Source organism: Thermus sp. LT1-2-5 (genome assembly GCF_040363165.1).
Taxonomy (GTDB): Bacteria; Deinococcota; Deinococci; order Deinococcales; family Thermaceae; genus Thermus.
Window position 1 is genome coordinate 1 of record NZ_BSRG01000017.1, and the last position, 24520, is coordinate 24520.

A 24520-nucleotide genomic window follows, 5' to 3' on the forward strand; every position below is an offset into this window, starting at 1 on the left:
AGTCCTATCTGATCCAGGATGCTGGCCACCAGGCCCAGGTGGCCCAGGTCGTACACCTGTAGGTTGGGTGTGGTTTCCATCCCAAAATCCTAAGGCCAAGGGAGAGGGGTGCGGAATGTCGGTGGCAGGCAAGCTCCGGGAAATCCTAGCCCAAGACCCCGAGGCCCAGTTCACCCTGCTGGTGCCCGCCGTGCCCCCGCCGGGCTGGGTGTACGAGGAGGAAGAGGTGAAAAAGCGGGCGGAAGCCGAGGCCCAGGTAGCCAAAGCGGCTTTAGAGGCCCAGGGCATCCCCATCGCCGAGGCCAAGGCGGGGGACGTCTCCCCCCTCCTGGCCCTGGAGGAAGAGCTCGCCACCCACCCGGGCGCCTACCAGGCCATCGTCCTCGCCACCCTGCCCCCGGGGCTTTCCCGCTGGCTTAGGCTGGACGTGCACACCCAGGCGGAGCGCTTCGGTCTGCCGGTGATCCACGTGATCGCCCAGGAGTAGTTTGGGCCGCTTCTCATCCTGAGGGCATATACTTGGCCCGGTGCTGGGCCGTTACGTCCTCCAAGAGGTTTTGCTTCCCTACCTGGTGGGGGTCCTCCTCTTTGTAGCCCTTCTCACCTTTGACCTCCTCTCCAGCCTCTCCGGGGTCCTCCTGAGCCGGGGGGCTGGGGCGGAGGAGATCCTCCGCCTCATCCTCCTCCGCCTCCCCTGGACCCTAAGCCTGGCCCTGCCCCTGGGCCTGGTCTTCGCCCTCTTGGTGGGGCTATCCCGCCTCATCCGCCAATCCGAGCTCAAGGCGGCCTACGCCGGGGGGGTGCCGCCCTTGGCCCTCCTACGCCCCCTCCTCCTCGTGGCCCTCCTGGTGGCCCTCGTCAACCTGGCCAACCTGGCGGAGGTGCGGCCTAAGGCCCTCGAGGCCTACGACGCCCACCTCTCCCGCCTCCTCTACGGCGAGGGAAGCCTAAGCGGGGTGTTGCGCAAGGAGCTCTACGCCCCCCCGGGCCTCGGGGTCTACTACGCCGAGGAAATCCGCCCCGAGGGAAAGGCGAACCACCTTTACGGGGTGCGGGTGGTGGACGAAGGGGGCCGGGTCTATAGCGCTGCGGAAGGGGTGTGGGACAAGGAGGGCTGGCACCTACGGGGCTACGTGCTGGAGGGGAAAACCCCAAAAGCCTTCCAAGGCACCCTCCCCTTCCCCGCCCAGTTCCGCCCCAAGGAGAGCCTGGGCTCCCGCGACCCCTACGACACCTCCACCCTAAGGGAACTTTGGGAGCGGGGCAAGGTGGAGCGTTCCGCCCGCTTCGCCCTGCACCGCCGCCTGGCGGACGCCCTCGGGGCCCTCTTCTTGGGCTGGGTGGCGGCCGCCTTGGGCCTTACCTTCCGGGAGGCGGCCTGGGCCTTCTTGGCCGTGGTCCTCCTCATCTTCGGCTACTATGTGCTCTGGACCCTAAGCGCCCAGCTCGCCCGCTACGATGTGAGCCCCTGGTTGGCCCACCTACCCAACCTGGTCTACGGGGCCTTGGCCCTGTTCCTCACCTGGAGGCTACGGTGAAGACCCTGGACCGCTACCTCCTGCGGGAAGCCTTGGGCCTTTTCGGCCTGGGCCTCCTCTTCATCGTCCTCCTCTTCCTGGCGGGGGCGGTCTACGAGGTCCTGGCCCCCTTGGTGGCCAAGGGGGCGGACCCCTACACCCTCCTCGCCTACCTCCTCTACCGCACCCCCGAGGCGGTGGCCCGGGGGGCCCCGGTGGCCTATTTCTTCGCCCTTTTGCTCCTCCTTTCCCGCATGGCGGAGGACTCCGAGCTCAAGGCCCTCCTGGCCCTGGGGGTGGGGCGGGGGCGGGTGCTCATGCCCCTCCTCCTCCTGGGCGGGGGGATCGCCCTTTTCACCTTTTTCCTGGGGGAAAGCCTGGTGCCAAGAGCCCTAGCCCAGGGGCAGGACCTCCTGAGGCGGCAGGTCCTGGAGAGGCCCCGCACCCTCCTAACCCCAGGGACCACCTTCCAGGACGCCCAAGGGCGGGTGGTGTACGTGGGGGAGGTGGCCGGGGAGCGGATTGGGAAGCTCAGGGTGGTGTCCCGGGAAGAGGTCCTCCTGGCGGAACGGGGAAGCTTCCAAGGAGGGGTGCTCCGGGTGGAGGAGGGCAAGCGCCTCACCTACGAGGGGGACCGCCCCCGCACCCTCACCCGCTTCCGGGAGGGCGAGCTGGTGCTTAAAGACCTCACCTTCGATCCCTGGCAGAACCCGGCGAACCGGATGACCCTCGCCGAGCTCCGGCGGGAGGTGGCGCGGCTTAGGGCCCAGGGGGTGCGGGCGGGCCTCGAGGCCACCACCTACTACCGCCGCTACGCCGAGCCCCTGGCCGCCCCCATCTTCGCCCTCTTCGCCGTGGGGCTCGCCTTTTACCTCCTTGGGGGAAGCCGGAGCCTGGGGCTTGTGGGGGTGGCGGTCCTCACCTTCCTCTACTACGCCACCTGGAGCGTGGGCCGCATCATGGGGGAACAAAACGCCTTGGACCCCCTCCTGGCCGCCTGGGGGCCCAACCTCGTCTTTGGGCTTTTGGCCCTCCTCCTCTTCCTGGGAGGTAGGCGGTGAGGTGGGCCCTTCTTTTCCTCCTCTTCCTCCTTCCCGCCTGGGCCCAGGGGGAAAACGTCCTGAAGGTTCTGGAGGCGGAAAGGCTGGAGCTTCGGGAGGAAGGCGGGGAGGAGGTCTACGTGCTGGTGGGAAACCCGGTGCGCATGGAGCGGAACGGGGAAGCCCTGGAGGCGGAGCGGGTTACGTACTTCCGCACCCGAAGGCTTTTGTACCTCTCGGGGCAGGTGCGCTACCGGGACCGGGAGGGCCGCCTCATCGAAGCAGAAGAGCTCCAGATAGACCTCTCCGACGAGAGCTTTGACGCCCTTTCCGTGCGCATAGAGGCCAAGGACCTCCTCCTCACCGGGCCCCTTTGCCAGAGGGCGGCGGGGGCCATCCTCCTGGAAAGGGGCTACGCCACCCCCTGCGCCGCCTGCGGCCAGGAGGTGCCCGACTACGCTTTCCGCGCCCGGGAGATCGTCCTCTACCCGGGGGACCGGGTGGTGGCCCGGGGGGTGGTGCTCCTTTGGCGGGAGGAGCCCCTTTTGGAGCTTCCCGTCCTCCTCCTCTACCTTTCGGAAAGGCGGCCCCGCCTCGAGGTGGGCCAGGACGAGGGGGGGTTCTTCTTTAAGGCGGACCTGCCCTACGTGGCCGCCTTCGGCCTCGGCTACACCCTCTTCCGCTACTACCAGGGGCGGGGCTTTGGCCTCGGCTTCGACCACGTGGGGGTGGGGGAGGCCAAGGAGCGCTACTTCTTCCTCCACACCCCCCCGGACACCTTTCAGTATCGGGGGGAGTACGCCCTAAAGCGGCGGGAGTTTTCCCTCACCGCCCTCCTGGAGCGGGACGACACCAAGGAGAAGCTTTCCCGCTTCCGCCTGGAAGCCCTCCTCCCAGGAAGCCCCACGCCCCAGGACTGGCGCTACGCCCTCCGGCTGGAGGGCTTCCTGGACCACGACGAGGCCACCCCACCCCCCCGCACCCTGCAGCGCCTCCCCGAGCTGGAGGTCCAGTCCCCCACCCTCCGGGAAGGTCCCTTTAGCCTCCAGGCGAGCCTCCTCCTGGGCCGCTACTTGGCGGAAACCAACCCCCTAAACCGCTCCGCCCGGGCCCTTGGGCCCTACGCCGAGGCGGGAAGGGCCCTTTTCGCCCACGCCGAAAGCCTCGCCCTCACCCCCTGGCCCGGGGCCTCCCTCCGGGGGGAGAACCGCTTCCGGGGCTTCTACTACACCACGCAAAACCCCAACGGGGAGTACGAGCGGCAGGTGGACTGGACCACGAGCCTAAGCCTGCGCCAGGCCCTTGGGGGTTTTAGCCTGGAAGCGGCCTACCAAAGGAGCGTCCAAGAAGGGGAAAGCCCCTTCCGCTTCGACGCCCTGCCCAACCGGAAAAGCCACCAGGCCACCTTGAGCCTGGGCTTTCAGGAAAGGCCCCTCTTCCTGAACCTCAAAGGGGGGCGGGACCTGGAGGGGAACAGGTACCTGCCCCTCGAGGCGGAGGCTAGGCTCCAGGACCAGGGCTACAGCCTAAGGCTTTACCACAAGCGGGGCCTGGAGGGGGAAGGCCCCTTGGAAACCCAAGGGGAGGCGGGCCTCACCCCCTACCCCTTCTCCTTGCGGGCGAGCCTCCGCTACGACCACACCAAGGCCCTCTTTGACCCCCTCACCCTCCAGGGAGCCCTGGCCCTTCCCGCCGGAAGCCTCTCCCTCACCCACCGCCACGGCCTCAATGGGGAAGGAGCCCTCACCACGGACCTCACCTTCGCCCTCAGGGAAAGCGCCACCGCCTACACCCTCCAGGGCCGCCGGGACTGGCAAAAGGACACCCTCGCCCTTCAAGGCCAGGCCATCCTGGGCCCCCAAAGCCTTTCCCTCCAGGCCACCCTGGACCGGGAGGCCCTGGCCTACGCCTTGGGCTTCCGCACCGGGGAGGCCCCGGGGCCCCTCTTGGACCTCCTCCTTTCAGGCCGCTTCCAGGAGGGGCCTAAAGGGAGCAACCTCCGCCTTTCCCTCTCCCAGGCCCTGCCCGAAGCGGGCTTCCGCTTCACCGCCAACCTCCACCTCCCGGAGGTGCAGGACGGGGAGATCTACCTGAAGGACGCCACCTTTAGCGGGGGCGTGGAGCTTTGGCCACCCATCCCCTTGGACGAGGGGGTGCTTCCGGGACTTTCCCTTTCGGGAAGCCTCTCCTACCTCCGCCAGCCCACGAGGCCCGAGGGCTACACCCTGGCCCTACGGGGCTTCGGTCCCACCCTCACCTTCCTCGGCCGGGAGAACACCAAGCTGCACCTCACCGCCCTCCTCACGCAGGACCTGCCGGGAGAAACCCTAAGGCCCAAGTTCATTCTCACCCTGGACCGCTGCTGCTGGGCGTTGCGCTACACCCTGGACGCCGCCAAGGGCGAGGTGCGCCTAGCCTTCCTCTATGGGGGCCAGGCGGCGGAGGTGCTCATGGACGAGGAGGGCGTACGCTTGGGAGGTTTGCCATGAGAAAGTTTCTCTTGCCCTTAGCCCTGGCCCTAGCCGCCTGCACCGGAAGCCAAGAACCCCCCTTGCCCGCCCTGGTGGCGGCGGGGGGAAGCGGGGAGGTGCGCTTTTACCGGGCCTCAGATCTGCAACGGGGCACGGGAAGCCCCGTGGCCACCTGGACCACGCCCAGCCTGCAAGGCCTGGTCTACAGCAACGCCTTCCAAAGGCTTTTCCTCCTCTTCCCCGACCGCCTCGAGGCCTACCCCACCGCAGGCTTCACGGAAAACGCCGCTCCCCAAGGCACCCCCATCACCGCCCCCCTGGGGGCGGACTGCACGGGAGGGTACCTGCGCCTTGGGGAAAACCGGCTCCTCGCCCACTGCCCGGGGGCCAACCGGGCCTTCCTCTTCGCCCTCCCCGACCTGGGAAGCCCCGTAGAGGCCGACCTTACGGGGCTTCCCCTGGAAATACGCCTCGCCCTCTTCCCCCAAGGGGGGGTGGACCTCCTGGCCTACCTCACGGAAAGCACCTTGGGCTACCGCCCCGCGGAAAACCCCACGGGTACGCCCTCCCAAGAGGTTTCCCTCCCTAACCTCACCCCCACTGAGCTCCGCCTGGACCCAGGGGGTCGGCTTCTGGGAGCGGGGTACACCACCGCGGACACCCGCCTCCTCGCCTGGAACGGGGCGCCAAACCCCTCTTCCCAAAGCCTCGGCCTCTTCCCGGGCCCCGTGCGCCTGGCCCTGGACCCGGTGCAGGGCCTGGTGGCCTATGGCCAAGGCTTCCGGGTCCTCGCCCCCCGGGACTCGGGGGTGAAAAACCCCTACTACGCTTACACCGCCGCCAGCGTGGGCCAGGACGGGTACCTCTACCTAGCCCGGGGAAGCGTTTTGGAGGTCTACGACCTGCAGCAAAACCCCTTCCCCTCTTTCCCCCAAGCAAGCCCCTCCTTGGGCTTTAGCCCCAGCGGCCTGGCCTTCATCCCCGTAGAATGAGGCCATGCTGCAAGGGAAAGCCTTTTTGGTTACGGGGGCGGGGGGCGCTTTGGCCCGCGCCCTCATCCCTGCCCTGCACGGGGCGGGGGCTAGGCTCTTCCTCTCCGACCCCCGGCCGGAGCGCATGGCGGAAAGGGCGCAGGCGGTAGGGGGCAAGACCTTCGTGGCCGACCTCACCCGCCTCGAGGAGGCCGAGGCCCTGGCCCGCTTCGTGGAGCGGGAAGCGCCCCTCTACGGCGTGGTCCACACCGTGGGGGGCTTCGCCGCCGGGCGCTTTCTGGACTCCGACCCCGGGCTTTACGACTGGCTGTTGGACCTAAACCTCCGCACCACCCATAACCTCCTCCGGGCGGTCCTCCCCTACATGGAAAAGCGGGGGGAGGGGTTCTTCGCCGCCATCGCCGCCGGCCCCGCCTGGAGCGGGATCGGCCCCGGAAGGGCCCTTTACACCATGGCCAAGACCGCCCTGGCGAGCCTCCTCAAGTCCCTGCAGGGGGAGGTGGAGGGGGTGCGCTTCCTGGTGGTCTACCCCATGGGCACCCTGGACACCGAGGCCAACCGCCGGGCCATGCCCGAGGCGGACCACCGCCGCTGGATCGCCCCCGAGCTGGTGGCCGAGGCCATCGTCCAGGCCGCCGCGGCTAGGGGCGGGAGGCTTTTGGAGCTCCCCATCTACCCGCCCCTTTAGCCCCGAAAAACGCCCCCAAGGTGTCCGCCACCAGGTCTAGGCCGAAGGCCTCCCGGCCGGGGACGAGGCTTTGGTGGTACTCGTCCACCACCCCGTAGAGGGAAGCCCCCAGGAAGGCCCAGGAAAACCGGCCCAGACCCAGGCGGAGGAGGAGGCCCAAAAGGGCGTAGGCCAGGAAGTGGGCCCCCTTGTCCCAAGGGTGGGGTAGGCCAAGCCCCGTCTGGGGCTGGTCCGAAAGCCACCAGAGGAGGCCCATGTGGGCCAGGGCCAAGGCGAGGAAGAGGGGGCGCACTAGGCCTCCACTAGCTCCCAAAGCACCCCCAGGCCAAAGGAGGGGTGGAGGAAGGCCACCTTGTGCCCTCCAAAGCCCGGCCGGGGCGCCTCGTCCACCAGCCTCGCCCCCTGCGCCTTCAGGCGGGCCAGCTCCCGGGCCACGTCCTCCACGGCGAAGGCCAGGTGGTGAAGGCCGGGGCCCCGCTTGGCCAGGAAGCGGCCCACGGGGGTCTCGGGGCCCAGGGGGGCGAGGAGCTCCAAAAGGGCCTCCCCTTCCCCCCCAAGGAGGGCCACCCGCACCCCCTGGGCGGGGACCTCCCCCTCCGCCACCAGCCGGTAGCCCACAAGGAGGTAGCGGGCCTTGGCCGCCTCGAGGTCCTCCACGGCGATGCCCACGTGGTGAAGCCGCATGGGCCTATTCTAGCCCCTCCAGAAGCGCCCTCGCCGCCTGGCGCCCCGTGAAGAGGCACCCCCCGAGGAAGGTGCCCTCCAGGGCCTTGTACCCGTGGAACCCCCCACCCCCAAACCCCGCCGCCTCCCCCACGGCGTAAAGCCCGGGAAGGGGGTCGCCCTTGGGGGTGAGGGCCCGGGCCTTGAGGTCCGTCTGGATGCCTCCCAGGGTCTTGCGGGTAAGGGTCCAAAGGCGCACCGCCACCAAGGGGCCCTTCCCTGAGAGGAAAGGGGCGGGCTTGGCCACGCGGAAAAGCCGGTCTCCCCGGTAACGGCGGAAGGTGTGGAGGGCGAGGACTTGGCCGTCCTTGGCGAAGGGGTTGAGGAGTTCCAGGTCCCGGGCCCGGAGTTCCGCCTCGAGGCGCACGGGGTCCAAAACCCCGGGAACCAGGGCATCCATCTTCCGCAGGAGGTCGGAAAGGTGCTCCGCCACCAAAAAGTCCTTGCCCCGCTCCAAGAAGGCCCGCACGGGGGCGCTGGGCCCAAACAGACGGTTTTTCACCACCTGGAACCAGCTCCTTTCGGTGAGGTCCGGGTTCTGCTCCGAGCCCGAGAGGGCGAACTCCTTCTTCAGGGTGCGCAGGTCTAGGATAAACCAGCTCCAGTCAAAACCGGTGTGGCGCAGGTGGCGCAGGGTTTCCAAGGCGTCAAAACCGGGGAAAAGGGGTGGGGGAAGGCGCCTTCCCGTGGCGTCCACCCAGAGGGCCGAGGGCCCGGGGAGGATGCGGATGCCGTGGTTCGTCCAGATGGGGCTATGGTTCTCCACCCCCTCGGGGTAGTGCCACATGCGGTCCAGGTTGACGAGGCGTGCCCCCGCCCGCTCCGCCAGGAAGAGCCCGGAGCCGTCCACGTGGTCGGGCACGCCGGAAAGCATCCTCTCCGGCGGCTTGCCCATGCGCTCCGGCCAATGGCGGCGCACCAGGTCCAGGTTGGCCCCAATCCCCCCCGTGGCCAGCACCACCGCCTGGGCGCGGAAGGCGAACTCCCTCAGGGCCTTGCGGCTGGTGGGCACCCCCCGGGGCTTGGGGTCTTCCTCCAACACCACGCCCATCACCCCCACCGCCTTTCCCCCCTCCACCCACACCTCCTCCACCCGGTGGCGGAGGAGAACCCGGAGGCTTCCCGCCTCCCGCAAGGCCTCCGCCCGGCGCAAAAAGGGCTCCAAGAGGCCCGGCCCCGTGCCCCAGACGATGTGGAAACGGGGAACAGAGTTGCCGTGGCCCGTGGCCAGGCCCCCGCCCCGCTCCGCCCAGCCCACCACCGGGAAAAAGCGCACCCCCAAGGAAGCGAGCCAGGCCCGCTTCTCCCCGGAGGCAAAACTCAAATAAGCCTGGGCCCAAAGCTGGCCATAGTAGTCCTCCTCCCGGTGGTAGCCGGCAGCCCCCAGCCAGTCTTGGAAGGCCAATTCCACCGTGTCGCGAATGCCAAGCCGGCGTTGCTCGGGGGAGTTCACCAAAAAAAGCCCCCCAAAGGACCAGTACGCCTGCCCCCCCAGGTGGGGTTCCTGCTCCAGGAGGAGAACCCGCTTCCCCCGGGCCGCCACCTCCGTGGCCACCACCAGGCCAGCGAGCCCCCCGCCCACCACCACCACGTCCGCATCCATAGCTTGGCGGGGATTATACCAAGTTCAAAGGTCGTACCAGGGAGGTTTGCCCCGGAAAAGCTCCAACTCCTGGCCCACCTCCTCCTTAGGAGCGGCCTCGAGGCGGATCACCTGGGGCGGGCAGCTTTCCACGCAGGCCCCGCACCCGGTGCAGGCCTCCACCTTGAGCCTCAGAACGTACTCCTCCCCCTCCCGCACCCGGTAGACCGCCCCCGTGGGGCAGACGTTGGTGCAGACCGGGCACAGGGTACACCCCTCCTCCACCCGGATCCGGGGCCAGGCCACCTCCTCGGCCCGGGAGGCGGCGAGAAAGCGGAGGCGAAGCTCCGCCGGCAAGCCCTTTTCCTCGGGCTCCTGGGGCAGGGGAAGCTCGGGGACCAGGTCGGCGGCGGTGCGCTTGGCGCTTCCCAAAAGGGCCTGGAAGAGCTCCCGCCGCCCCACCTTTTCCCCGGGAAGCTCCCCTTGGCGCACCTCCACCTCCACGGGGAAGTAGCGCCGGGCCGCTTCCGCCATCCTCTCCAGGTGCTCCGGCACCGAGGGCCCCCCGATGCGGCAGTGGGCGCAGTCCCCCCGGGCCAGGACCAGCCGGCCAAAACGGCTTCCCGCCTCGGCCAAAAGCCCGGGGGTGAGCCGGCCCAGGCACAGGACCTCTTCTCCCTTGCCCTCCGCCTTGGAACAGCGAAGCTGCCCCTTGCCCCGGATCAGGGCCTCCTGGATGCCCCCCAAGGGGTACTCCAGGGCGAGGCCGGGGCAGACCCCGGTGCAGAGGCCGCAGCCCGTGCACAAGACCTCGTCCAGCTCCACCCGCCACCCCTCCAGGCGCACCGCCCCCTTGGGACAGGCCTGGTAGCATCGGTCGCACCCCCCCACGCTGTTCTTGTAGAGGAGGCAGCGGGCCTCGGTGTAGCGGGGCCTGGGGTCCGTGGCCTTGAGAAAGGCGTTGAGGAGGTTGTCCAAGAGGCCCATTAGCCCTCGAGGAGGTCCCCTATGACCGCCAAAAAGCGGTCAAACTGGGCGAAGTCCATCTGCTGCTGGTTGTCGGAAAGGGCCACCTTGGGGTTGGGGTGGACCTCCACGTGGACCCCGTCCGCCCCCACGGCCAAGGCCGCCCGGGCCAGGGGGGCGAGGAGGTCGGTGCGCCCGGCGGCGTGGGTCACGTCCACCACCACCGGCAGGTGGGTTTCCTGCTTGGCCAAGGCCACGGCGGAAAGGTCCAAGGTGTTGCGGGTCCAGCGCTCAAAGGTGCGGATTCCCCTTTCCGCCAGGATCACCCTTTCGTTCCCCTGGGAGAGAATGTACTCCGCCGCGTAGAACCACTCCTCCATGGTGGCGGAAAGCCCCCGCTTGAGCAAAACGGGCTTCCCGGAGCGGCCCACCTCCTTCAGGAGGGCGAAGTTTTGCATGTTGCGGGCCCCGATCTGGAGGATGTCGGCGTACTCCGCCACCACCTCCACGTCCCGGGTGTCCATGACCTCGGTGACGAACACCATGCCGAAGGCGTCCGCCGCCTTGCGCCCGAGCTTCAGGCCTTCCACCCCCAGGCCCTGGAAGCCGTAGGGGCTTGTCCGCGGCTTGAAGGCCCCGCCCCGAAGGACTTTCACCCCCCTCTGGGCAAGGAAGCGGGCCGTTTCCATCACCTGCTCCTCCGACTCAATGGAGCAAGGCCCGGCGATGAGGAGGGGCTTCTCCCCGAACACCACGTCCTTGACCCGCACCTTCGTGGGCTCAGGCTTGTACTTTTTGGAGTAGAGGAACTTCTTCTGGTCCTGGCGCTCCTCTAGGTCCAGGCTTGCCTGGAAGATTTCCTTGAAGAGCTTGCGAATGGTCTCGTTGGGGAAGGGGCCGGGGTTTTCCGCCGTGAGGTAGGCCAGCATCTCCTCTTCCCGCTTAGGGTCGTAGTGGGGAAGGCCAAGCTCCGTCTGGATGCGGCCGATCTCCTGCACCAGCCTCCCCCTTTCGGAAAGGAGGCGCAACAATTCCCGGTTCACCCGGTCCACCTCTTTGCGCAAGGCCAGGATGCGCTCGTCCATGGGCTATTCTATGGGACAAAGCCCCTTACCTCGTCAAGCGGTTTCTTCCTTGGGCCTTTGCCGCTCGGCCAAGCGGGCCACCAACACGGAGATCCAGTAGAGGACAAGCAGGGGCAAGGTGACGATGGACAAGGACACCACGTCCACCGTGGGGGTGATGACCGCCGCCAGGGTGAGGAGGAGGACCACGGCCACCCGCCAGTTCCGGGCCAAAAAGGCAGAGGAAAGGAGGCCCAGGCGGGCCAGGAGGTAGCTCACCACCGGCATCTCAAAGACCAGGCCCATGACGGTCATCATCATGAGCACCTGGCCCATGTAGCGGCCGATGGAGATCTGGGGCGTGACCACGTCCCCCAAGAAGCCCAAGAGGAAGGGGATGGCGAAGGGCAAAAAGCCGTAGTAGGCGAAAAGGGCCCCCAGGGCAAAGCTAAACCCCGCCCCCAGGAGAAAAGGCCCCGCCAAACGCTTCTCGTGCTCGTAAAGCCCGGGAGCGATGAAGGCCCAGACCTGGTAGACGATAAAGGGCAAGGCCAGGACCAGCCCGCCGAAGGCGGCCACCTTCAAGGAAACCAAAAAGGGCTCGGTGATGTCCAGAACGATGAGGTTCACCTGGATGCCGTTTTGCTTGGCCGCCAGGTCCAAAGGGCGCTTGAGCCAGTCCAGAAGCTGAACCCGGAAGGTCCAGGCCACCCCGGTGCCCACCGCCCAAGCAAGAAGGGAAAAGAGGAGCCGGGTGCGGAGCTCCTCCAGGTGTTCTACTAGAGGGGCCTCCTTCAAGCCTTGGGCTCCTCCTTACCCCCGGCGGGGGCGGGCTCGGCTACCTTCTTGGGCTCCTCCTTCACGTCCACCGCCTTTTCCAGCTCCTCGCGGATCTCCTGCGCCCCCCGCTTGAACTCCCGGATGCTCTGACCCAAGGAGCGGCCAAGCTCCGGAAGCTTCTTGGGCCCGAAGATGAGGAGGGCCACCACCAGGATCACCAGGATTTCCGGCATGCCCAGGTTCATAGCCTCCAGTTTAGCACCTGGGCTGAAGGAGGAATGAAGCTAGCCCTCCTCCCGCTTCCTCTTGGCGTAGCCCTCGAGGTTCCGCTGCCTTCCCCGGGCCACGGCCAAGGCGTCCTCGGGCACGTCGTGGGTGATGACGCTCCCCGCCCCCACCATGGCCCCATCCCCCACCCGCACGGGGGCCACCAGGACGCTATTGGAGCCGATGAAGGCCTGCTTGCCGATGAAGGTCTTGTGCTTGCGCTTGCCGTCGTAGTTGGCGGTGATGACCCCCGCCCCGATGTTAGCCCCCTCCCCCACCTCGGCGTCCCCCAGGTAGGCCAGGTGCCCCGCCTTGACCCCGGGGTGGAGGCGGCTGTTCTTCACCTCCACGAAGTTGCCCACGTGCACCCCTTCCTCCAGGACCGCCCCCGGGCGGAGGCGGGCAAAGGGCCCGGCGTCCGCCCCCCCATGCAGGTGGGCCCCCAGGGCCACGGTGTGGGCGTGGACCTTGGCCCCGGGCTCGAGGAGGGTGTCCTCCAAAACCGCATAGGGCCCCACCTCGCACCCCTCCCCGATCCGGGTCCTCCCCTTGAGGACCACCCCGGGCCAGAGGGTCACGTCGGGGGCGAGCTCCACGGAGGGCTCCAGGTAAATGGTCTCGGGGAGGACCATGCGCACGCCCCGCCTCATCCACTCCGCCCGGAGCCGGGCCAAGAGAACCCCCTCCACCCGGGCGAGCTCCTCCCGGGTGTTCACCCCCAAGGCCTCCTCCGCCACGCCCCGCACCGCCACCACCTTCTTCCCGTGGGCCCGGTAGATGGCGATGAGGTCGGGGAGGTAGTACTCCTTAGCGGCGTTTTCGTTTTTCACCTCCTTGAGGGCTTGGAAGAGGAAGCCGTCAAAGGCGTAGGCCCCGGCGTTCACCTCCCGGATGGCCTTAAGGGCAGGGGAAGCGTCCTTCTCCTCCACGTTGGCCAGCACCTCCTCCCCTTCCCTAAGGATCCGGCCATAGCCCGTGGGGTCTTCCAGCTCCACGGTAAGGAGGGCCATTCCCGCCCCTTCCGCCACCTTCCCCAATAGGGCCTTGAGGGTGTCGGGGGAAAGGAGGGGGGTATCCCCCTGGGTCACCAAAAAGGGGCCGGGAAAGTCCTTCAGCAGGGCCTCCGCCTGCAAGAGGGCGTGGGCGGTGCCGAGCTGGGCCTCCTGGCGGGCGATCTCCACCGGGTAGCCCTTCAGGGCCTCCTCCACCTCCGAAGCGCCGTGGCCCACCACCACCACAAGCCGCCCGGGGCCTAAGGCCAAGGCGGTTTCCACGGCGTAAAGGAGCATGGGCTTGCCCAAAAGGGGATGCAGGACCTTGGGCAGGCGGGACTTCATCCGGGTCCCCTGCCCCGCGGCCAGGATCACGTGGGCGTGCATGGCCTCTATCTTAGCCAACCTTCTTGGAAGCGCGCGCCAGGTGCCGGAGCATGTAGAGGGAAAGGAGGATAAGGGGCAGGCTCACCACCTGGGTGGCGGTGAAAAGGCCGATGCCGAGCTCGTCGTTGCGGTAAACGGGAAGCCAAAGGGGGTTCAGACGGAAGGGCTCTTCCAACACGGAGCGGAGGATGCTGTACCAAAGGAGGAAGTTCCAGAAAGCGTAGCCGGGGAAGGGGTTCTTGCGAAGCCAGTAGAAGGCAAGGGGCAAGAGGATGACCCCCACCAAGGCCCCGTAGACCTGGGTGAGGTGGACAGGCCCCCGCAGGAGCTCGGCGCACCGGTAAACCTGCGAGATGTCGTCAATCCCCGGGCAGACCCCGGGAAACCCCTTGGCCCACTCCGGCCAGGTGAACCCTATGGGCAAAGCGGTGAGGCGGCCCACGGTGTCCGAGCCGTTCATCAGGTTGCCGATCCGACCGGCGATGATCCCCAAGGCCACCCCGGGGGTGGCGGCGTCCAGGTAGGGCCAGAGGGGGTAGCCCTTCTTCCGGTGGTAATAGAGGAAGACCAAAGCCCCCCCCAAAATGGCCCCGTGGAAGGAAAGGCCCCCGTGCCAGATATAGAGAACCTCTGCCGGGTTTTGCAGGAAGTAGCCGGGGGAGGTGAGGACGTAACCGAGCCGGGCCCCCACCACGCCCCACACCACGGCCCAAAACGCCACCCGCTCGAACTTCTCGGCGTCCAGGCCCCAGGCCCTCAGGCGGCGTTTAGCCAGTTCAAAGCCGAGGAAGATAGCCAGGGTGAGGAGGAAGCCGTACCACTGGATGCGCAAGGGGCCGATCTGGATCATGGTAGGGTCCATGGTTCACCTCTGGAGTTCCCCGATGAAGGCCATAAGTTCCCGCTCCCCGAAAGCCCCTTCCAAAAGCACCCGATCCCCCAGGAGCAAGACGGGGACCCGGAAGGTGTAAAGACGGAAAAGCTCCGGGTCTTGGTCCACGTCCCGGCGTACGTAGGGCACCCCCAGGGTCCAAAGGGCCCTTTCCGCCTTCTCGCAAAGCCCACACCCCTCGCGGGTAACGAAGACGAGCTCCATGCCCCCAAGCATACGCTAGAAGACCGCCCGAACCACCAGCAGGCCCATGGCCAGATGGACGAGGACCTTGGCCACCACCCCGCCCATGAGGCCCACCAGGGTGCCCCAGGCCGCCCTCAAGGCCTCCTCCGGCCTCCTGCCCGCCAGGTATTCAAAAAGCCAGGCCAGGAGGAAGGGGAGCACCAAGACCCCCACCACCCCTAGGAAAAGGCCCAGGAGGCCTCCCAAGAAGGCGCCCCAAAGGCCCGCCCGCCCGGCCCCGTACCGCTTCGCCCCCACCAAGGCCGCCAGGTTGTCCAGGAGCATGGCCAAAAGGGCCAAGGCCCCAAGGAGAACCCACAGCCCGAGGGAAAGCTCCCGAAAGCCCACGAGGACCTCGTGCAAGAAAGCGGCCAAGAGGATCACCAAGGTGGCGGGCACAAAAGGCACCAAGGTGAGGAGGACCCCCGCCACCCAAAGGGCCACAAAGAGCCAATCCGCCAGGGCGTCCACGGCCCAAGCCTAGGACAAAAGGGGATGAGAAGGGCAAGGGACATCCGCCACCCCCAGGAAGCGTAAGCTCAGGGGTAGGAGGCGGGTATGGACTTTGGCCTACCCAAGGAACGAATAAGCCTAAAAATCCCCCCTTCCCTCGGGGAGGAGGTGCGGGAAGGCCGGGTGCCCCTCACCCCAGGGGGGGTGCGGGAGCTGGTGGCCCGGGGCCACCGGGTCTATGTGGAGCGGGGGGCCGGGGAGAGGGCGGGTTTCCCCGATGCCGCCTACGAGGAGGCGGGGGCCAAGCTGGTGAGCCGGGAAGAGGCCTTCGGCCGGGGGGAGGTGGTGCTCAAGGTGGCGCGGCCTACCCTCGAGGAGGTCGCCCTCCTGCGGCCTGGGGCCACCCTTATGGGCTTCTTGCACCTGGCGGTGGCGGAAACGGGCCTCGTGGAGGCCATGGCGGAGAAGGGCCTGAGCGCCATCGGCTACGAGCTCATCGGGGAAGGCCAAAGGCGCCCCGTCCTAAAGGCCATGAGCGAGATCGCCGGGCGCATGGCCCCCCAGGTGGCGGGGCGGCTTTTGGAGGCCCCCCTGGGCCCGGGCATGCTCCTCTCCGGCCTCCCCGGCATCCCCCCGGCGGACGTGGTCATCCTGGGGGCGGGCACCTTGGGCCGGGCGGCGGCCCGGGCCTTTTTGGGTGTCGGGGCCTCGGTCTACCTCCTGGACAAGGACCTTTCCGCCTTGGAGGAGGCCGTCCGGGAAACCCCTGGGGCCATCACCGCCCTCATCACCCAAAGCCGCCTGGAGCGGTACGTGGCCTTCGCCGACGTCCTGGTGGGAGCGGTGGCGGTGCCGGGGGAAAGGGCCCCTGTCCTCCTTAGTCGGGAACTCCTTTCCCGCATGCGCCGGGGCTCGGTGCTGTTGGACTTCGCCATCGACCAGGGGGGCGTGGCGGAGACGAGCCGGCCCGGCATCTACCAGGAGCTGGGCGTCACCCACTTCTGCCTGCCCAACGTCCCCGCCCTGGTGCCCCGCACGGCAAGCCACGCCCTCACCGCCACCCTCCTTCCCTTCCTGCTCCAGGTGGAGGACGACCCCCTCAACGTCCCCGCCCTCCGCCAAGGGGCCTACCTCCTCCTGGGCCAGAAAGGAGGCCACCTAGAATGAGCTACCGCAAGAAGCTCACCTCGCCCGAGGACGCCGTGACCCTGATCCGTTCGGGGATGCGGGTCTTCGTTTCCGGCAACGCCGCCACCCCCACGCCCCTCCTCAAGGCGCTCGCCGCCCGCAAGGACGAGCTCTATAACGTGGAGCTTGTCCACCTCCTGCAGATGGGGGAAGACCCCTTCGCCAGCCCCGAGATGGAGGGGCATTTCCGCCGCCGCTCCCTCTTCGTGGGTCCGGCGGACCGGGAGGCGGTGAACCAAGGCCGGGCCGATTACGTGCCCATCATGCTCCACCAGGTGCCCTGGCTCTTCAAGCGGCGCATCCTGCCCCTGGACGCCGCCATCATCCAGGTTTCCCCGCCGGACGAGCACGGCTTCTGCTCCTTGGGGGTGGAGGTCATCGCCACCAAGGCGGCGGTGGAGGCGGCCCCCCTGGTGATCGCCCTGGTGAACCCCCGGATGCCGAGAACCCTAGGGGACACCTTTGTCCACGTGTCCCGCTTCAGCGCCATCGTGGAGCTGGACTGGCCCCTGCCCGAGCTCAAACGCGAGGGGTTCGGCGAGGTGGAACGGAAAATCGGCGAGCACGTGGCGAGCCTCATCGAGGACGGGGCCACTTTGCAGATGGGCATCGGGGCCATCCCCGATGCGGTCTTGGCGAGCCTCTCGGGGCGGCGGGACCTGGGCGTCCACACGGAGATGATCTCCGATGGGGTCCTCGAGGCCTTGGAAAAGGGCCTCATCACCGGGGCCAAGAAGACCCTTCACCCCGGCAAGATCATCGGCACCTTCGTCCTGGGTTCGGAACGCCTTTACCGCTTCGTCCACGACAACCCCCTCTTTGAGCTCCACCCCACCGACTACGTGAACGACCCCTTCGTGGTGGCGCAAAACCGCAAGATGGTGGCCATCAACTCCGCCATAGAGGTGGACCTCACCGGCCAGGTGGTGGCGGACTCCATCGGCACCCGCATCTATTCCGGCTTTGGCGGACAGCTGGACTTCATCCGGGGGGCGGCCCGGAGCGAAGGGGGCAGGCCCATCATCGCCCTCCCCTCCACCGCCAAGGGGCATAGCCGCATCGTCCCCTACCTGAAGCCAGGGGCAGGGGTGGTGACCACCCGGGCCGACGTGCACTATGTGGTGACGGAGTGGGGCATCGCCGAACTCTTCGGCCGCTCCTTGCGGGAACGGGCGGAGGCCCTCATCGCCATCGCCCATCCCGACTTCCGGGAGGAGCTCACCCGGGCTGCTTGGGAAAGGAAGCTCCTTCCCCGGAGCTACCCGGGCGCCGACCTGAAGGGCAAAAGCGGACCTAGCTCTTGACAACCCCGCCCCCACCCCCCTAAATAGGGGGCGATGCCGAAGAAGCGCACCCCAGGGCGAACCAGCACCCAAGCAGCCCAGGCCGCGGGCAAAGACCCTACCCTGAGCGGGGCCACCACCTTGGTGGTGGTGGAGTCCCCCGCCAAGGCCAAAAGCATCCAGAAGATGCTGGGCTCCGCCTACGAGGTGCGGGCGAGCCGCGGCCACGTGGCCGACCTCCCCGAGCGGGAGCTGGGGGTGGACGTGGACCGGGACTTCGCCCCCACCTATGAGGTAAAGAAGGACAAAAAGCCCGTGGTGGAGGAGCTCAAACGGGCCGCCCAAGGCAAGCGCCTCCTCATCGCCACCGACCCCGACCGGGAAGGGGAGGCCATCGGCTGGCACGTGGCCCGGCTTTTGGGCCGCGACCCCAAGGAGCCTATCCGGGTGGAGTTCCACGAGATCACCCCCAAGGTGGTGCGCCAGGCGGTGGAGAAGCCCCGCCCCATCGACCAGAACCTGGTGGACGCCCAACAGGCCCGCCGCGTCCTGGACCGCCTCTTGGGCTATAACCTCTCCCCCCTCCTCTCCCTGGAGTTCCGTAAGCGGGCCCTCTCCGCCGGCCGGGTGCAGAGCGTGGCCTTGCGGCTGGTAGCGGAGCGGGAGGAGGAGATCGAGGCCTTTGCAAAAGAGGCGTACTGGCTCCTCAAAGGCCGCTTCGCCGTGGAAGGTAAGACCTTCCCCGTCCTGCTTTACGAGGTGGAGGGGAAGCGCCTCTGGGCGGGCCAAGGGGAGAAGGAGGGCAAGCTCCACCTGAAGACCGAGGCGGAGGCCAAGGCCCTGGCGGCGGAAGCCCAAAAAGGGGCCTACCGCGTGGCCCAGGTGGAGGTGAAGGAAAGGCGCAAATCCCCCCCGCCCCCCTTCACCACCTCCACCCTGCAGCAAGCGGCCAGCAGCCGCCTGGGCTACACGGCCAGCCGCACCATGCGCATCGCCCAGCGCCTCTACGAGGGGGTAGACCTCCCCGAGGGCACCGTGGGCCTCATCACCTACATGCGCACGGACTCCGTGCGCATCTCCCCCGAGGCCCTGGCCTCGGCCCGGGAGGTCATCGGCCAGCTCTACGGCGAAGCCTTCCTGCCCGAGGCGCCCAGGGTCTACAAAAACCGCAAAGAGGGCGTGCAGGACGCCCACGAGGCCATCCGCCCCACCGACCCCCGGCGCACCCCGGAGAGGGTGCGCAAGTACCTCTCCGAGGAGGAGTACCGCCTCTACGACCTCATCTGGCGCCGCTTCCTGGCAAGCCAGATGAAAGACGCCCTCTACGAGCAGACGGCGGTGGTCCTCGAGGACGAAAAAGGCCGCCTCCGCTTCCGCGCCTCCGGCTCCGTGCTCAAGTTCGAAGGCTACCTGAAGGCCTGGGGCAGGGAGGAAGAGGAGGAAGAGCCCCCGGTGCCCGCGGTGCCGGAAGGAGCCGAGGCCAAGCTCCTGGAGGTTGGCCTCGAGGAGCGCTTCACCGAGCCCCCGCCCCGCTACACCGACGCCAGCCTGGTGAAGACCATGGAGGAGCTGGGCATCGGCCGCCCCTCCACCTACGCCCCTACCCTGGAAACCTTGGAAAAACGGGGCTACGTGGAGCGCAAGGGGCGCACCCTCCTCCCCACCCCCTTGGGCCGGGAGGTGACCCGCTACCTTAAAGAACGCTTCCCCCAGGTGGTGGCCTACGAGTTCACCGCCCGCATGGAAGACCGCCTGGACCAGGTGGAAGAGGGCAAGGCCCCTTGGCCCCAGGTGGTCTGGGAGTTCTATGAGCCCTTCCTAGGAGAGCTGGCCCAGGTGCCCAAGAAGACCTGCCCGAAGTGCGGCCGCCCCCTGGAGCTCAAGGTGAGCCGCTACGGGCAGTTCTTGGGGTGCACCGGTTACCCGGAGTGCACCTACACCGAGCCCTTGGAAAAAAAGCAGGCGGAGCCCATCGGGGAGGCCTGCCCCAAGTGTGGCAAACCCCTCTTGCGCAAAGAAGGCCGCTACGGGAGCTTCATCGCCTGTTCCGGCTACCCGGCGTGCGACTACACCCGGGACGACGGCAAGCCCACGGGCCACACCTGCCCCAAGTGCGGCGGCCGGGTGCTGGAAAAGCGGAGCAAGCGGGGCAAGCCCTACTACAAGTGCGAAAACAACGCCTGCGACTTCCTCTCCTTCTACCCCCTCTTGGAAAAGCCCTGCCCCAGCTGCGGCTGGCCCTTGGTGAAGAAGGGAGAAGGGGCCTGCCTCAACCCCACCTGCCCGGCCCACGACCCCAAGCTCCTTCCTGCCCCCAGGGCCCAAGGGCCGAAGAAGGCCAAGAAAAACGCCAAGGCCCCCAGCACCCCCAAACCCCCAGCGGACTGGGAGGCCCTGAAGGCCTTCCTCCCAAACCTCCTCCCGGAAGAGCGCCAGGCGGTGGAAGCCCTAGCCCAGGGAAAGGCCCTCGCGGAGGCGGAGGCTAAGCTCGCCAAGCGGGCCCTCTTTAAGCTCCGGATGCAAAAGGGCCGGGCCAAGAAGGAGGTGGCCCCCGCCTGATGGAAAGCTTCAAGCTCCACCTCCTGCGCCTGGCCCGGGCGGAACGGGTGGAGGTGCCGGGCACCCCCTTGAAGGCCTATCCCTTAACAGAAGCGGAGGATCGCAATGGCACCGCCTTCTACCTCCTTTTGGAGGGGGAGCTGGTCATAGACCTCCCCGAGGGCCGCTACCTGCACCTCAGGAAAGGGGAAGCCGCCTGGGTTAAGGAGCCCCACCGCCTCCTGCCGGTGGCGCAGGCGGTGCTGTTGGAGTGGGGCTAGGCCCCACCAAATAGACCGCCCCCCAGGGGCGGTAGACGCTCAAAAAGCGGTCCTCCCGCACCCGGCCATCGGCGTAGCGCACCTTGCGGCGCACCTCTGCCCGGGCCCCCTCGGCGGCGAAGTCCACCTGCTTGCGCACCCCCGGGGGCAAGGAGGGGTCCAGGATCTCCTTGGGGGGTAGGGGCGGCTTACGCTCGGTGATCACGGGCCCTTCCCAGGAAACCTCCCGGTCCTTGGTGCCGAAGAGGTGGAAGCGGAGCCGGGTGCCCACCACGGAGCGCTGCACCAGAATGTGGCCCGGGGTGTCGTTCAGGGCCTTCAGGTCCTTGTAGGGCTGGATCACCGCAGCATCCAGGCCGGGGGGCTTGTAGTAGGCCACCTGGTAGCTGTGGGCGTGGCGCTCCAGGATGGGAAGCCCGGCGAGGAAGAAGGCGCGGAACAGCGTGGTGGACACCTGGCACACCCCACCCCCCACCCCCTGTTCCGTGCGGTCCCCCACGATGACGAAGGCCTCTCGGTAGCCCTCCTCCTCGGTGATGGGCCCCAGGGCCTGGTTGAAGGAAAAGGTCCCCGGGGGGAGGAGAAGGCCATCCAGCTTGCTGGAGGCCAAGAGGAGGTTGTGGGTCCGCTCCCGGCTAGAGCCCCTAAAGTCCGTCTCCCCTGTGGCCAGGTGCTCCCGCACCCCGAGGGCAAAAAGGTCCTTTAGGCTTGGGCTTGGCGGGATATAGCGTGCGGGGAGGCGGAAGCTTTTCTTCCCCTTGGCCAACGCCTCCCGGTAGGCAGAAAGGACCTCCTCCTCCACGAAGCTAAGCCCCTTTTTCTCCACCCCCCGCCACCTGCCCTCTTGGTAGACGAAGCGGGGAGGGCGGGGGGGGCGGGCAAGCTGCTTGAGGAGGGCCTTTAGCTCCGCCTCCGAGGCCACGGGGTAGCGCTTGACCCCGGTGTAGGCCACAAGCCTCCCCTCTTCTATGACGTCCTCCTCCAAGACCAAAAGCGCCTCCAGGGGTGGGCTCTGCCCCCAAGCCTCCCCAAGACCCAGAAGGAGAAGGAGAAAAACCCACCTCGAGCGCATGCCCCAAGGGTAGCACGCCCCCGATGAAAGGCCTGTGAAGGATGCCCCTTGCACCCCTAGGGTTCAGATGGTAACCTTCGGCCTAGGTCCCAGCTTTCACACCGTTTTCACACGCCACCCCCATCCTGGGACCTGTAAGGGAGGTGCAGAGATGAAGGCAAAAGGCTTCACGCTCATAGAGCTCGCCATCGTCATCGTGATCATCGGGATTTTGGTGGCCATCGCGGTACCCCGGTTTGTGGACCTTTCCGGGGATGCCAAGGATGCAGCCGTCCAAGCCACAGCGAGCTCCGTCCGGTCCGCTTACGCCATTTACGTGGCCCAGAACAAAGACTATCCCGACACGTGCGCGGACGTTCTCAATGGGCTAGAGGGGGTGAACATCAGCAGCGGTAGCTCCCAGGTTGTCCTCCAGGGCAACGTGACCATTGCCTGTAACGCCGCAAACCCCTCTGCGGGCAATGCCGATATCTCCATCTATGCCAGCGGGGCGAAAACCTACAAAGACTCCAACTCTGCCTTGAAGGTAAACCTTCGCTTTAAGTAAAGCAATGGCATCCCTCGATCCCCCCTCGAGGCCTACCCCCCTCGAGGGGGTTCTTCTTCTTAGCTTGCTCGCAGCCCTCACCGCCATCAACCCTTGGGGGCAGGGGCACGAGGCGATATGGAATGCTCCCCGAGAAGCCGGGATGGCCGTCTTCGTCATGGGGACTCTTCTTGGGGCACTTGCCCGGAAACACCGCGCACCCTACCTAAAAGGAAGGCACCCGGCCCTCCTTGCCTCTCTAGGCTTCCTCTTCTCGGGCATCGCCGCCACCCTCCTCTCACCCCAACCCATCTGGAGCTTTACCGGCTACCCTAGCGTAGGGGACGGGTTGCGGTTTTGGGCCTTAGGGGTAGCCTTCGCCTGGGCAACCTACCTGGCCTTAGAAACAGGCCTCGTAGCTCCCAAACGTTTCGCAACGGCGCTTTTTCTGGCCTTTAGCCTCCACGCCCTGGCCATTTTCCCCCAAGTCTGGAACTGGAAGCTGGACTACACCCACACCCAAGGCCAAACCTACGTACGTTGCTTGGACGTGGCCAAAACCCAGTGCCAAGAAAACCCGGAAGCCACCGCCTCTGGAGTGCACCGAGGGCAGATGCCCATCGGCCTTACCTCCCACCGGGGGCACGCGGCTGGGGTTCTTGCTCTGCTGGGGCTCTTCCTCACAGGGCATTACCTTCGCAGGCCAAGCTGGGGACTCCTTCTCCTCTTCGCCCTGGGAAGCCTAGCCCTTTGGTTTACCCAAACCCGGGGTGGGTGGCTCGCCCTTTGGCTACCCCTCCTGTTTTTGGGCATGTTTGGCGCACGTTCCGAGCCACTCCGGGGCGTCTGGAAGCTTCTAGGGGTGGGGACCCTTACCTTTGGCGTATATTGGGGAGCGACCCACGCCCAACTTGTGGAACCCCGAAAGCTCTTCTCTGACTTGGGCCCCAGCTTCGCCGAGGCCAACGCCTACAGCTCAGGCCGACTGGAACTTTGGCAAAAGGCTATAGCGGCCATCCCCCTACGGCCTCTCTTAGGCTGGGGCTTTGACGGGTTCGCCCGAGCTTATCCCTATGTCGTGGACTGGAACGGAAAAGAGCGCGACCAGACACCCATCGCCCTTACCCCTCCTGTGCGGGTTATCCAAGGCGAAGACCGCCTCATCTACCTAGAAGACTCCCAAGGTCTTCGCCTCCTCGCCCCATCTCCTTACGCCAAGGCGCACAACCTACTGCTGGACCTTGTCTTATCGGTAGGCATTCTGGGAGGCCTCGCCTACCTCCTATGGCTTGGCTCCGCCTTCAGCCAAGCCTCCTGGAACACGCTCCCCTTGACCCTCGTCCTGGTGGGGTATCTCGTCTATGGGCTGACCTGGTATGATAGCGTCCACGTCACGCCCGTGGCCCTTCTGACCTTAGGGGCGTTTTGGACACAAAAGGAGCGATGGCAAAGGGCTTGACCCTGATAGAACTTGCCCTCGTCCTCTTAATGGCGGGGATCCTCGCTGCCGTGGCCGTACCCCGATATCTAGACCTGCAAACGCAAGCCCGCAAAGCCCAACGGCAAGAGGCCCTACGAAACCTACGCTCCGCCTACGCCATCTTCGTAGCCCAAAACAAAACCGTACCCACCTGGAACCAGCTGAAAGCCCTTTTGGGAAACCCCTTGGACCTTCGGCTTTCCTCCTCTTGTCCCTCGGGAACCACGGTGGCCTACTGGGACCACAACCAAAACGCCTCCTGCAACGCCGGGGAGCGCCTGGCCTACCTCTATGCGGATGAAGCCTGTTCGGTCTTCCTCATCGCGGTGAGCCCCACCACGGTCACCGTGCCCATCCGTTGCCTCCGGGGCCATCCGGATACCCTAGAATAGGGTGGCGAACCATGGGGAAAGGCTTCACGCTTATAGAGCTTGCCCTCGTCCTGGTGATCCTTGGCATCCTAGCAGCCATCGCGGTGCCCCGGTTCGTGGACCTCTCCCTCCAGGCGGAGCAGGCTGCCGCCCGGAAAACCCTTCTGGCCCTCAACTCCACGGTGCGCATCCTCACCGTGCAGCTAAGGCGCCCTCCAGGCCTGGACGAGGTGTGGGCGGCCTTAGATTCCCCTTACAAAAAGGACACCTGGGAGGAGCCCTTCCTCAAGCGGAACCCCTACGGCAGCTACAACTACCAGATCATCCTTCGCTACCGGCCAGGACGGGAGTACTGCATGGACGGGTATAACCCCTTTGGCCAGCTGGCCAAAGCAGGGGACCCCGCCACCGAACCCGAGGCCCGCATTGTGGTCTTCCGCCCATACACCTCGGGGATCAGCGCCTATTGCCAGGGAGCGTTCTGATGGGCGCAAGGGGCTATCTTCTCTTGCTTGTGGCCTTGATCCTCGGATTTTTGGGCATCCTCCTCCTCCCCTACTCCCTACTTGCCCGCCTGAACGCGGAAAGAACCCTGAAAACCCAAGCGGCCCTACAAGCCCTCTATTTGGCCGAAGCGGGGGCTCGGGAAGCCATTGCCCTCATCCAAGCGAACCCCAACAACCCCGTCTACGCTACCCAACCCGTTCTGGTATGCCAAACCTCGTCGCCCTGTAGCTCCGCT

At 66.9% G+C, this 24520-nt stretch carries 26 protein-coding genes; 14 read left to right on the plus strand and 12 right to left on the minus strand.

Annotated elements, in window-relative coordinates; translation table 11 throughout:
* The first annotated feature begins 115 nt into the window (after positions 1-115).
* The 6 genes from ABXG85_RS11235 to ABXG85_RS11260 are packed head-to-tail and all read left to right on the plus strand — an operon-like array spanning position 116 to position 6708.
* The gene (locus ABXG85_RS11235) at positions 116-487 is read left to right on the plus strand and encodes a hypothetical protein (RefSeq protein ID WP_353513723.1); all 372 of its coding nucleotides are present in this window, start codon (positions 116-118) and stop codon (positions 485-487) included.
* A gap of 40 nt (positions 488-527) precedes the next feature.
* Positions 528-1538: an LptF/LptG family permease gene (locus ABXG85_RS11240; RefSeq protein WP_353513724.1), complete on the plus strand. Its 1011-nt coding sequence runs from the start codon at positions 528-530 to the stop codon at positions 1536-1538.
* Positions 1535-2578, plus strand: coding sequence for an LptF/LptG family permease (locus tag ABXG85_RS11245; protein ID WP_353513725.1), 1044 nt, complete (start codon positions 1535-1537; stop codon positions 2576-2578). Before ABXG85_RS11240 ends, ABXG85_RS11245 begins: the two co-directional genes overlap by 4 nt.
* Entirely contained in the window at positions 2575-5046 is a 2472-nt protein-coding gene (locus ABXG85_RS11250; RefSeq protein ID WP_353513726.1) for an LPS-assembly protein LptD, read from the plus strand. The genes ABXG85_RS11245 and ABXG85_RS11250 overlap by 4 nt, the downstream gene beginning before the upstream one ends.
* The gene (locus ABXG85_RS11255) at positions 5043-6020 is read left to right on the plus strand and encodes a hypothetical protein (protein WP_353513727.1); all 978 of its coding nucleotides are present in this window, start codon (positions 5043-5045) and stop codon (positions 6018-6020) included. The genes ABXG85_RS11250 and ABXG85_RS11255 overlap by 4 nt, the downstream gene beginning before the upstream one ends.
* Before the next feature lie 4 nt (positions 6021-6024).
* The gene (locus ABXG85_RS11260) at positions 6025-6708 is read left to right on the plus strand and encodes an SDR family NAD(P)-dependent oxidoreductase (protein ID WP_353513728.1); all 684 of its coding nucleotides are present in this window, start codon (positions 6025-6027) and stop codon (positions 6706-6708) included.
* Here the strand turns inward: ABXG85_RS11260 and ABXG85_RS11265 are convergent.
* Genes ABXG85_RS11265 through ABXG85_RS11315 form a run of 11 tightly spaced genes read right to left on the minus strand, consistent with a single transcriptional unit; the run spans position 6662 to position 15057 of the window.
* Complete coding sequence (locus tag ABXG85_RS11265) at positions 6662-7000, minus strand: VanZ family protein (protein ID WP_353513729.1); 339 nt, start codon at positions 6998-7000, stop codon at positions 6662-6664. The genes ABXG85_RS11260 and ABXG85_RS11265 overlap by 47 nt on opposite strands.
* A complete protein-coding gene (gene mce, locus ABXG85_RS11270; protein WP_353513730.1) occupies positions 7000-7392 on the minus strand; it encodes a methylmalonyl-CoA epimerase in 393 nt (130 codons plus the stop codon). Before mce ends, ABXG85_RS11265 begins: the two co-directional genes overlap by 1 nt.
* A gap of 4 nt (positions 7393-7396) precedes the next feature.
* A complete protein-coding gene (locus tag ABXG85_RS11275; RefSeq protein ID WP_353513731.1) occupies positions 7397-9034 on the minus strand; it encodes an FAD-binding dehydrogenase in 1638 nt (545 codons plus the stop codon).
* A gap of 24 nt (positions 9035-9058) precedes the next feature.
* A complete protein-coding gene (locus tag ABXG85_RS11280; protein WP_353513732.1) occupies positions 9059-10000 on the minus strand; it encodes a 4Fe-4S dicluster domain-containing protein in 942 nt (313 codons plus the stop codon).
* The gene (locus ABXG85_RS11285; protein ID WP_353513733.1) at positions 10000-11064 is read right to left on the minus strand and encodes a bifunctional 3-deoxy-7-phosphoheptulonate synthase/chorismate mutase; all 1065 of its coding nucleotides are present in this window, start codon (positions 11062-11064) and stop codon (positions 10000-10002) included. Before ABXG85_RS11285 ends, ABXG85_RS11280 begins: the two co-directional genes overlap by 1 nt.
* A 33-nt stretch (positions 11065-11097) precedes the next feature.
* A complete protein-coding gene (tatC, locus tag ABXG85_RS11290) occupies positions 11098-11841 on the minus strand; it encodes a twin-arginine translocase subunit TatC (protein ID WP_353513734.1) in 744 nt (247 codons plus the stop codon).
* Positions 11838-12068 (minus strand): TatA/E family twin arginine-targeting protein translocase, encoded by a 231-nt coding sequence (locus tag ABXG85_RS11295; protein WP_353513735.1) that lies wholly within the window; start codon positions 12066-12068, stop codon positions 11838-11840. Before ABXG85_RS11295 ends, tatC begins: the two co-directional genes overlap by 4 nt.
* A gap of 39 nt (positions 12069-12107) precedes the next feature.
* Positions 12108-13469 (minus strand): bifunctional UDP-N-acetylglucosamine diphosphorylase/glucosamine-1-phosphate N-acetyltransferase GlmU, encoded by a 1362-nt coding sequence (gene glmU, locus ABXG85_RS11300; RefSeq protein ID WP_353513763.1) that lies wholly within the window; start codon positions 13467-13469, stop codon positions 12108-12110.
* Between the two features lie 10 nt (positions 13470-13479).
* On the minus strand, positions 13480-14319 hold the full coding sequence (gene lgt, locus ABXG85_RS11305; protein WP_353513764.1) for a prolipoprotein diacylglyceryl transferase: 840 nt from the start codon (positions 14317-14319) through the stop codon (positions 13480-13482).
* A gap of 15 nt (positions 14320-14334) precedes the next feature.
* On the minus strand, positions 14335-14577 hold the full coding sequence (locus ABXG85_RS11310) for a glutaredoxin family protein (protein WP_353513736.1): 243 nt from the start codon (positions 14575-14577) through the stop codon (positions 14335-14337).
* Between the two features lie 3 nt (positions 14578-14580).
* Positions 14581-15057, minus strand: coding sequence for a DUF456 family protein (locus ABXG85_RS11315; RefSeq protein WP_353513737.1), 477 nt, complete (start codon positions 15055-15057; stop codon positions 14581-14583).
* A gap of 87 nt (positions 15058-15144) precedes the next feature.
* On the opposite strand from ABXG85_RS11315, the gene ABXG85_RS11320 reads away from it, so the two are divergent.
* The 4 genes from ABXG85_RS11320 to ABXG85_RS11335 are packed head-to-tail and all read left to right on the plus strand — an operon-like array spanning position 15145 to position 20329.
* Positions 15145-16206, plus strand: coding sequence for an alanine dehydrogenase (locus ABXG85_RS11320; protein ID WP_353513738.1), 1062 nt, complete (start codon positions 15145-15147; stop codon positions 16204-16206).
* Positions 16203-17531 (plus strand): acetyl-CoA hydrolase/transferase family protein, encoded by a 1329-nt coding sequence (locus ABXG85_RS11325; protein ID WP_353513739.1) that lies wholly within the window; start codon positions 16203-16205, stop codon positions 17529-17531. Before ABXG85_RS11320 ends, ABXG85_RS11325 begins: the two co-directional genes overlap by 4 nt.
* 33 nt (positions 17532-17564) lie before the next feature.
* On the plus strand, positions 17565-20069 hold the full coding sequence (topA, locus tag ABXG85_RS11330; protein ID WP_486401650.1) for a type I DNA topoisomerase: 2505 nt from the start codon (positions 17565-17567) through the stop codon (positions 20067-20069).
* Positions 20069-20329, plus strand: coding sequence for a hypothetical protein (locus ABXG85_RS11335; RefSeq protein WP_353513740.1), 261 nt, complete (start codon positions 20069-20071; stop codon positions 20327-20329). The genes topA and ABXG85_RS11335 overlap by 1 nt, the downstream gene beginning before the upstream one ends.
* On the opposite strand, the gene ABXG85_RS11340 is transcribed toward ABXG85_RS11335, so the two are convergent.
* Positions 20271-21401, minus strand: a complete 1131-nt coding sequence (locus tag ABXG85_RS11340; protein ID WP_353513741.1) for a VanW family protein — start codon at positions 21399-21401, stop codon at positions 20271-20273. The two genes, ABXG85_RS11335 and ABXG85_RS11340, sit on opposite strands and share 59 nt — an antisense overlap.
* Positions 21402-21552: 151 nt before the next feature.
* Here ABXG85_RS11340 and ABXG85_RS11345 point away from each other — a divergent pair, with 151 nt between their 5' ends.
* From ABXG85_RS11345 to ABXG85_RS11360, 4 genes are all read left to right on the plus strand, one after another.
* Positions 21553-21948, plus strand: a complete 396-nt coding sequence (locus tag ABXG85_RS11345; RefSeq protein ID WP_353513742.1) for a type II secretion system protein — start codon at positions 21553-21555, stop codon at positions 21946-21948.
* Between the two features lie 64 nt (positions 21949-22012).
* The gene (locus ABXG85_RS11350; protein WP_353513743.1) at positions 22013-23386 is read left to right on the plus strand and encodes an O-antigen ligase family protein; all 1374 of its coding nucleotides are present in this window, start codon (positions 22013-22015) and stop codon (positions 23384-23386) included.
* Positions 23371-23799, plus strand: coding sequence for a type II secretion system protein (locus ABXG85_RS11355; RefSeq protein WP_353513744.1), 429 nt, complete (start codon positions 23371-23373; stop codon positions 23797-23799). The genes ABXG85_RS11350 and ABXG85_RS11355 overlap by 16 nt, the downstream gene beginning before the upstream one ends.
* Positions 23800-23810: 11 nt before the next feature.
* Complete coding sequence (locus ABXG85_RS11360; protein ID WP_353513745.1) at positions 23811-24263, plus strand: prepilin-type N-terminal cleavage/methylation domain-containing protein; 453 nt, start codon at positions 23811-23813, stop codon at positions 24261-24263.
* The last annotated feature ends 257 nt before the right edge of the window (positions 24264-24520 follow it).

What these genes read in the sequence shown, in the direction of transcription:
- ABXG85_RS11280 (WP_353513732.1), bottom strand. Translation starts at nt 10,000, where the DNA reads ATGGGCCTCTTGGACAACCTCCTCAACGCCTTTCTCAAGGCCACGGAC.
- ABXG85_RS11275 (WP_353513731.1), bottom strand. Translation starts at nt 9,034, where the DNA reads ATGGATGCGGACGTGGTGGTGGTGGGCGGGGGGCTCGCTGGCCTGGTG.
- topA (WP_486401650.1), top strand. Translation starts at nt 17,565, where the DNA reads ATGCCGAAGAAGCGCACCCCAGGGCGAACCAGCACCCAAGCAGCCCAG.
- ABXG85_RS11325 (WP_353513739.1), top strand. Translation starts at nt 16,203, where the DNA reads ATGAGCTACCGCAAGAAGCTCACCTCGCCCGAGGACGCCGTGACCCTG.
- ABXG85_RS11235 (WP_353513723.1), top strand. Translation starts at nt 116, where the DNA reads ATGTCGGTGGCAGGCAAGCTCCGGGAAATCCTAGCCCAAGACCCCGAG.
- ABXG85_RS11255 (WP_353513727.1), top strand. Translation starts at nt 5,043, where the DNA reads ATGAGAAAGTTTCTCTTGCCCTTAGCCCTGGCCCTAGCCGCCTGCACC.
- ABXG85_RS11360 (WP_353513745.1), top strand. Translation starts at nt 23,811, where the DNA reads ATGGGGAAAGGCTTCACGCTTATAGAGCTTGCCCTCGTCCTGGTGATC.
- ABXG85_RS11355 (WP_353513744.1), top strand. Translation starts at nt 23,371, where the DNA reads ATGGCAAAGGGCTTGACCCTGATAGAACTTGCCCTCGTCCTCTTAATG.
- ABXG85_RS11260 (WP_353513728.1), top strand. Translation starts at nt 6,025, where the DNA reads ATGCTGCAAGGGAAAGCCTTTTTGGTTACGGGGGCGGGGGGCGCTTTG.
- mce (WP_353513730.1), bottom strand. Translation starts at nt 7,392, where the DNA reads ATGCGGCTTCACCACGTGGGCATCGCCGTGGAGGACCTCGAGGCGGCC.
- glmU (WP_353513763.1), bottom strand. Translation starts at nt 13,469, where the DNA reads ATGCACGCCCACGTGATCCTGGCCGCGGGGCAGGGGACCCGGATGAAG.
- lgt (WP_353513764.1), bottom strand. Translation starts at nt 14,319, where the DNA reads ATGATCCAGATCGGCCCCTTGCGCATCCAGTGGTACGGCTTCCTCCTC.
- ABXG85_RS11345 (WP_353513742.1), top strand. Translation starts at nt 21,553, where the DNA reads ATGAAGGCAAAAGGCTTCACGCTCATAGAGCTCGCCATCGTCATCGTG.
- ABXG85_RS11285 (WP_353513733.1), bottom strand. Translation starts at nt 11,064, where the DNA reads ATGGACGAGCGCATCCTGGCCTTGCGCAAAGAGGTGGACCGGGTGAAC.
- ABXG85_RS11340 (WP_353513741.1), bottom strand. Translation starts at nt 21,401, where the DNA reads ATGCGCTCGAGGTGGGTTTTTCTCCTTCTCCTTCTGGGTCTTGGGGAG.
- ABXG85_RS11310 (WP_353513736.1), bottom strand. Translation starts at nt 14,577, where the DNA reads ATGCTTGGGGGCATGGAGCTCGTCTTCGTTACCCGCGAGGGGTGTGGG.
- ABXG85_RS11320 (WP_353513738.1), top strand. Translation starts at nt 15,145, where the DNA reads ATGGACTTTGGCCTACCCAAGGAACGAATAAGCCTAAAAATCCCCCCT.
- ABXG85_RS11335 (WP_353513740.1), top strand. Translation starts at nt 20,069, where the DNA reads ATGGAAAGCTTCAAGCTCCACCTCCTGCGCCTGGCCCGGGCGGAACGG.
- ABXG85_RS11295 (WP_353513735.1), bottom strand. Translation starts at nt 12,068, where the DNA reads ATGAACCTGGGCATGCCGGAAATCCTGGTGATCCTGGTGGTGGCCCTC.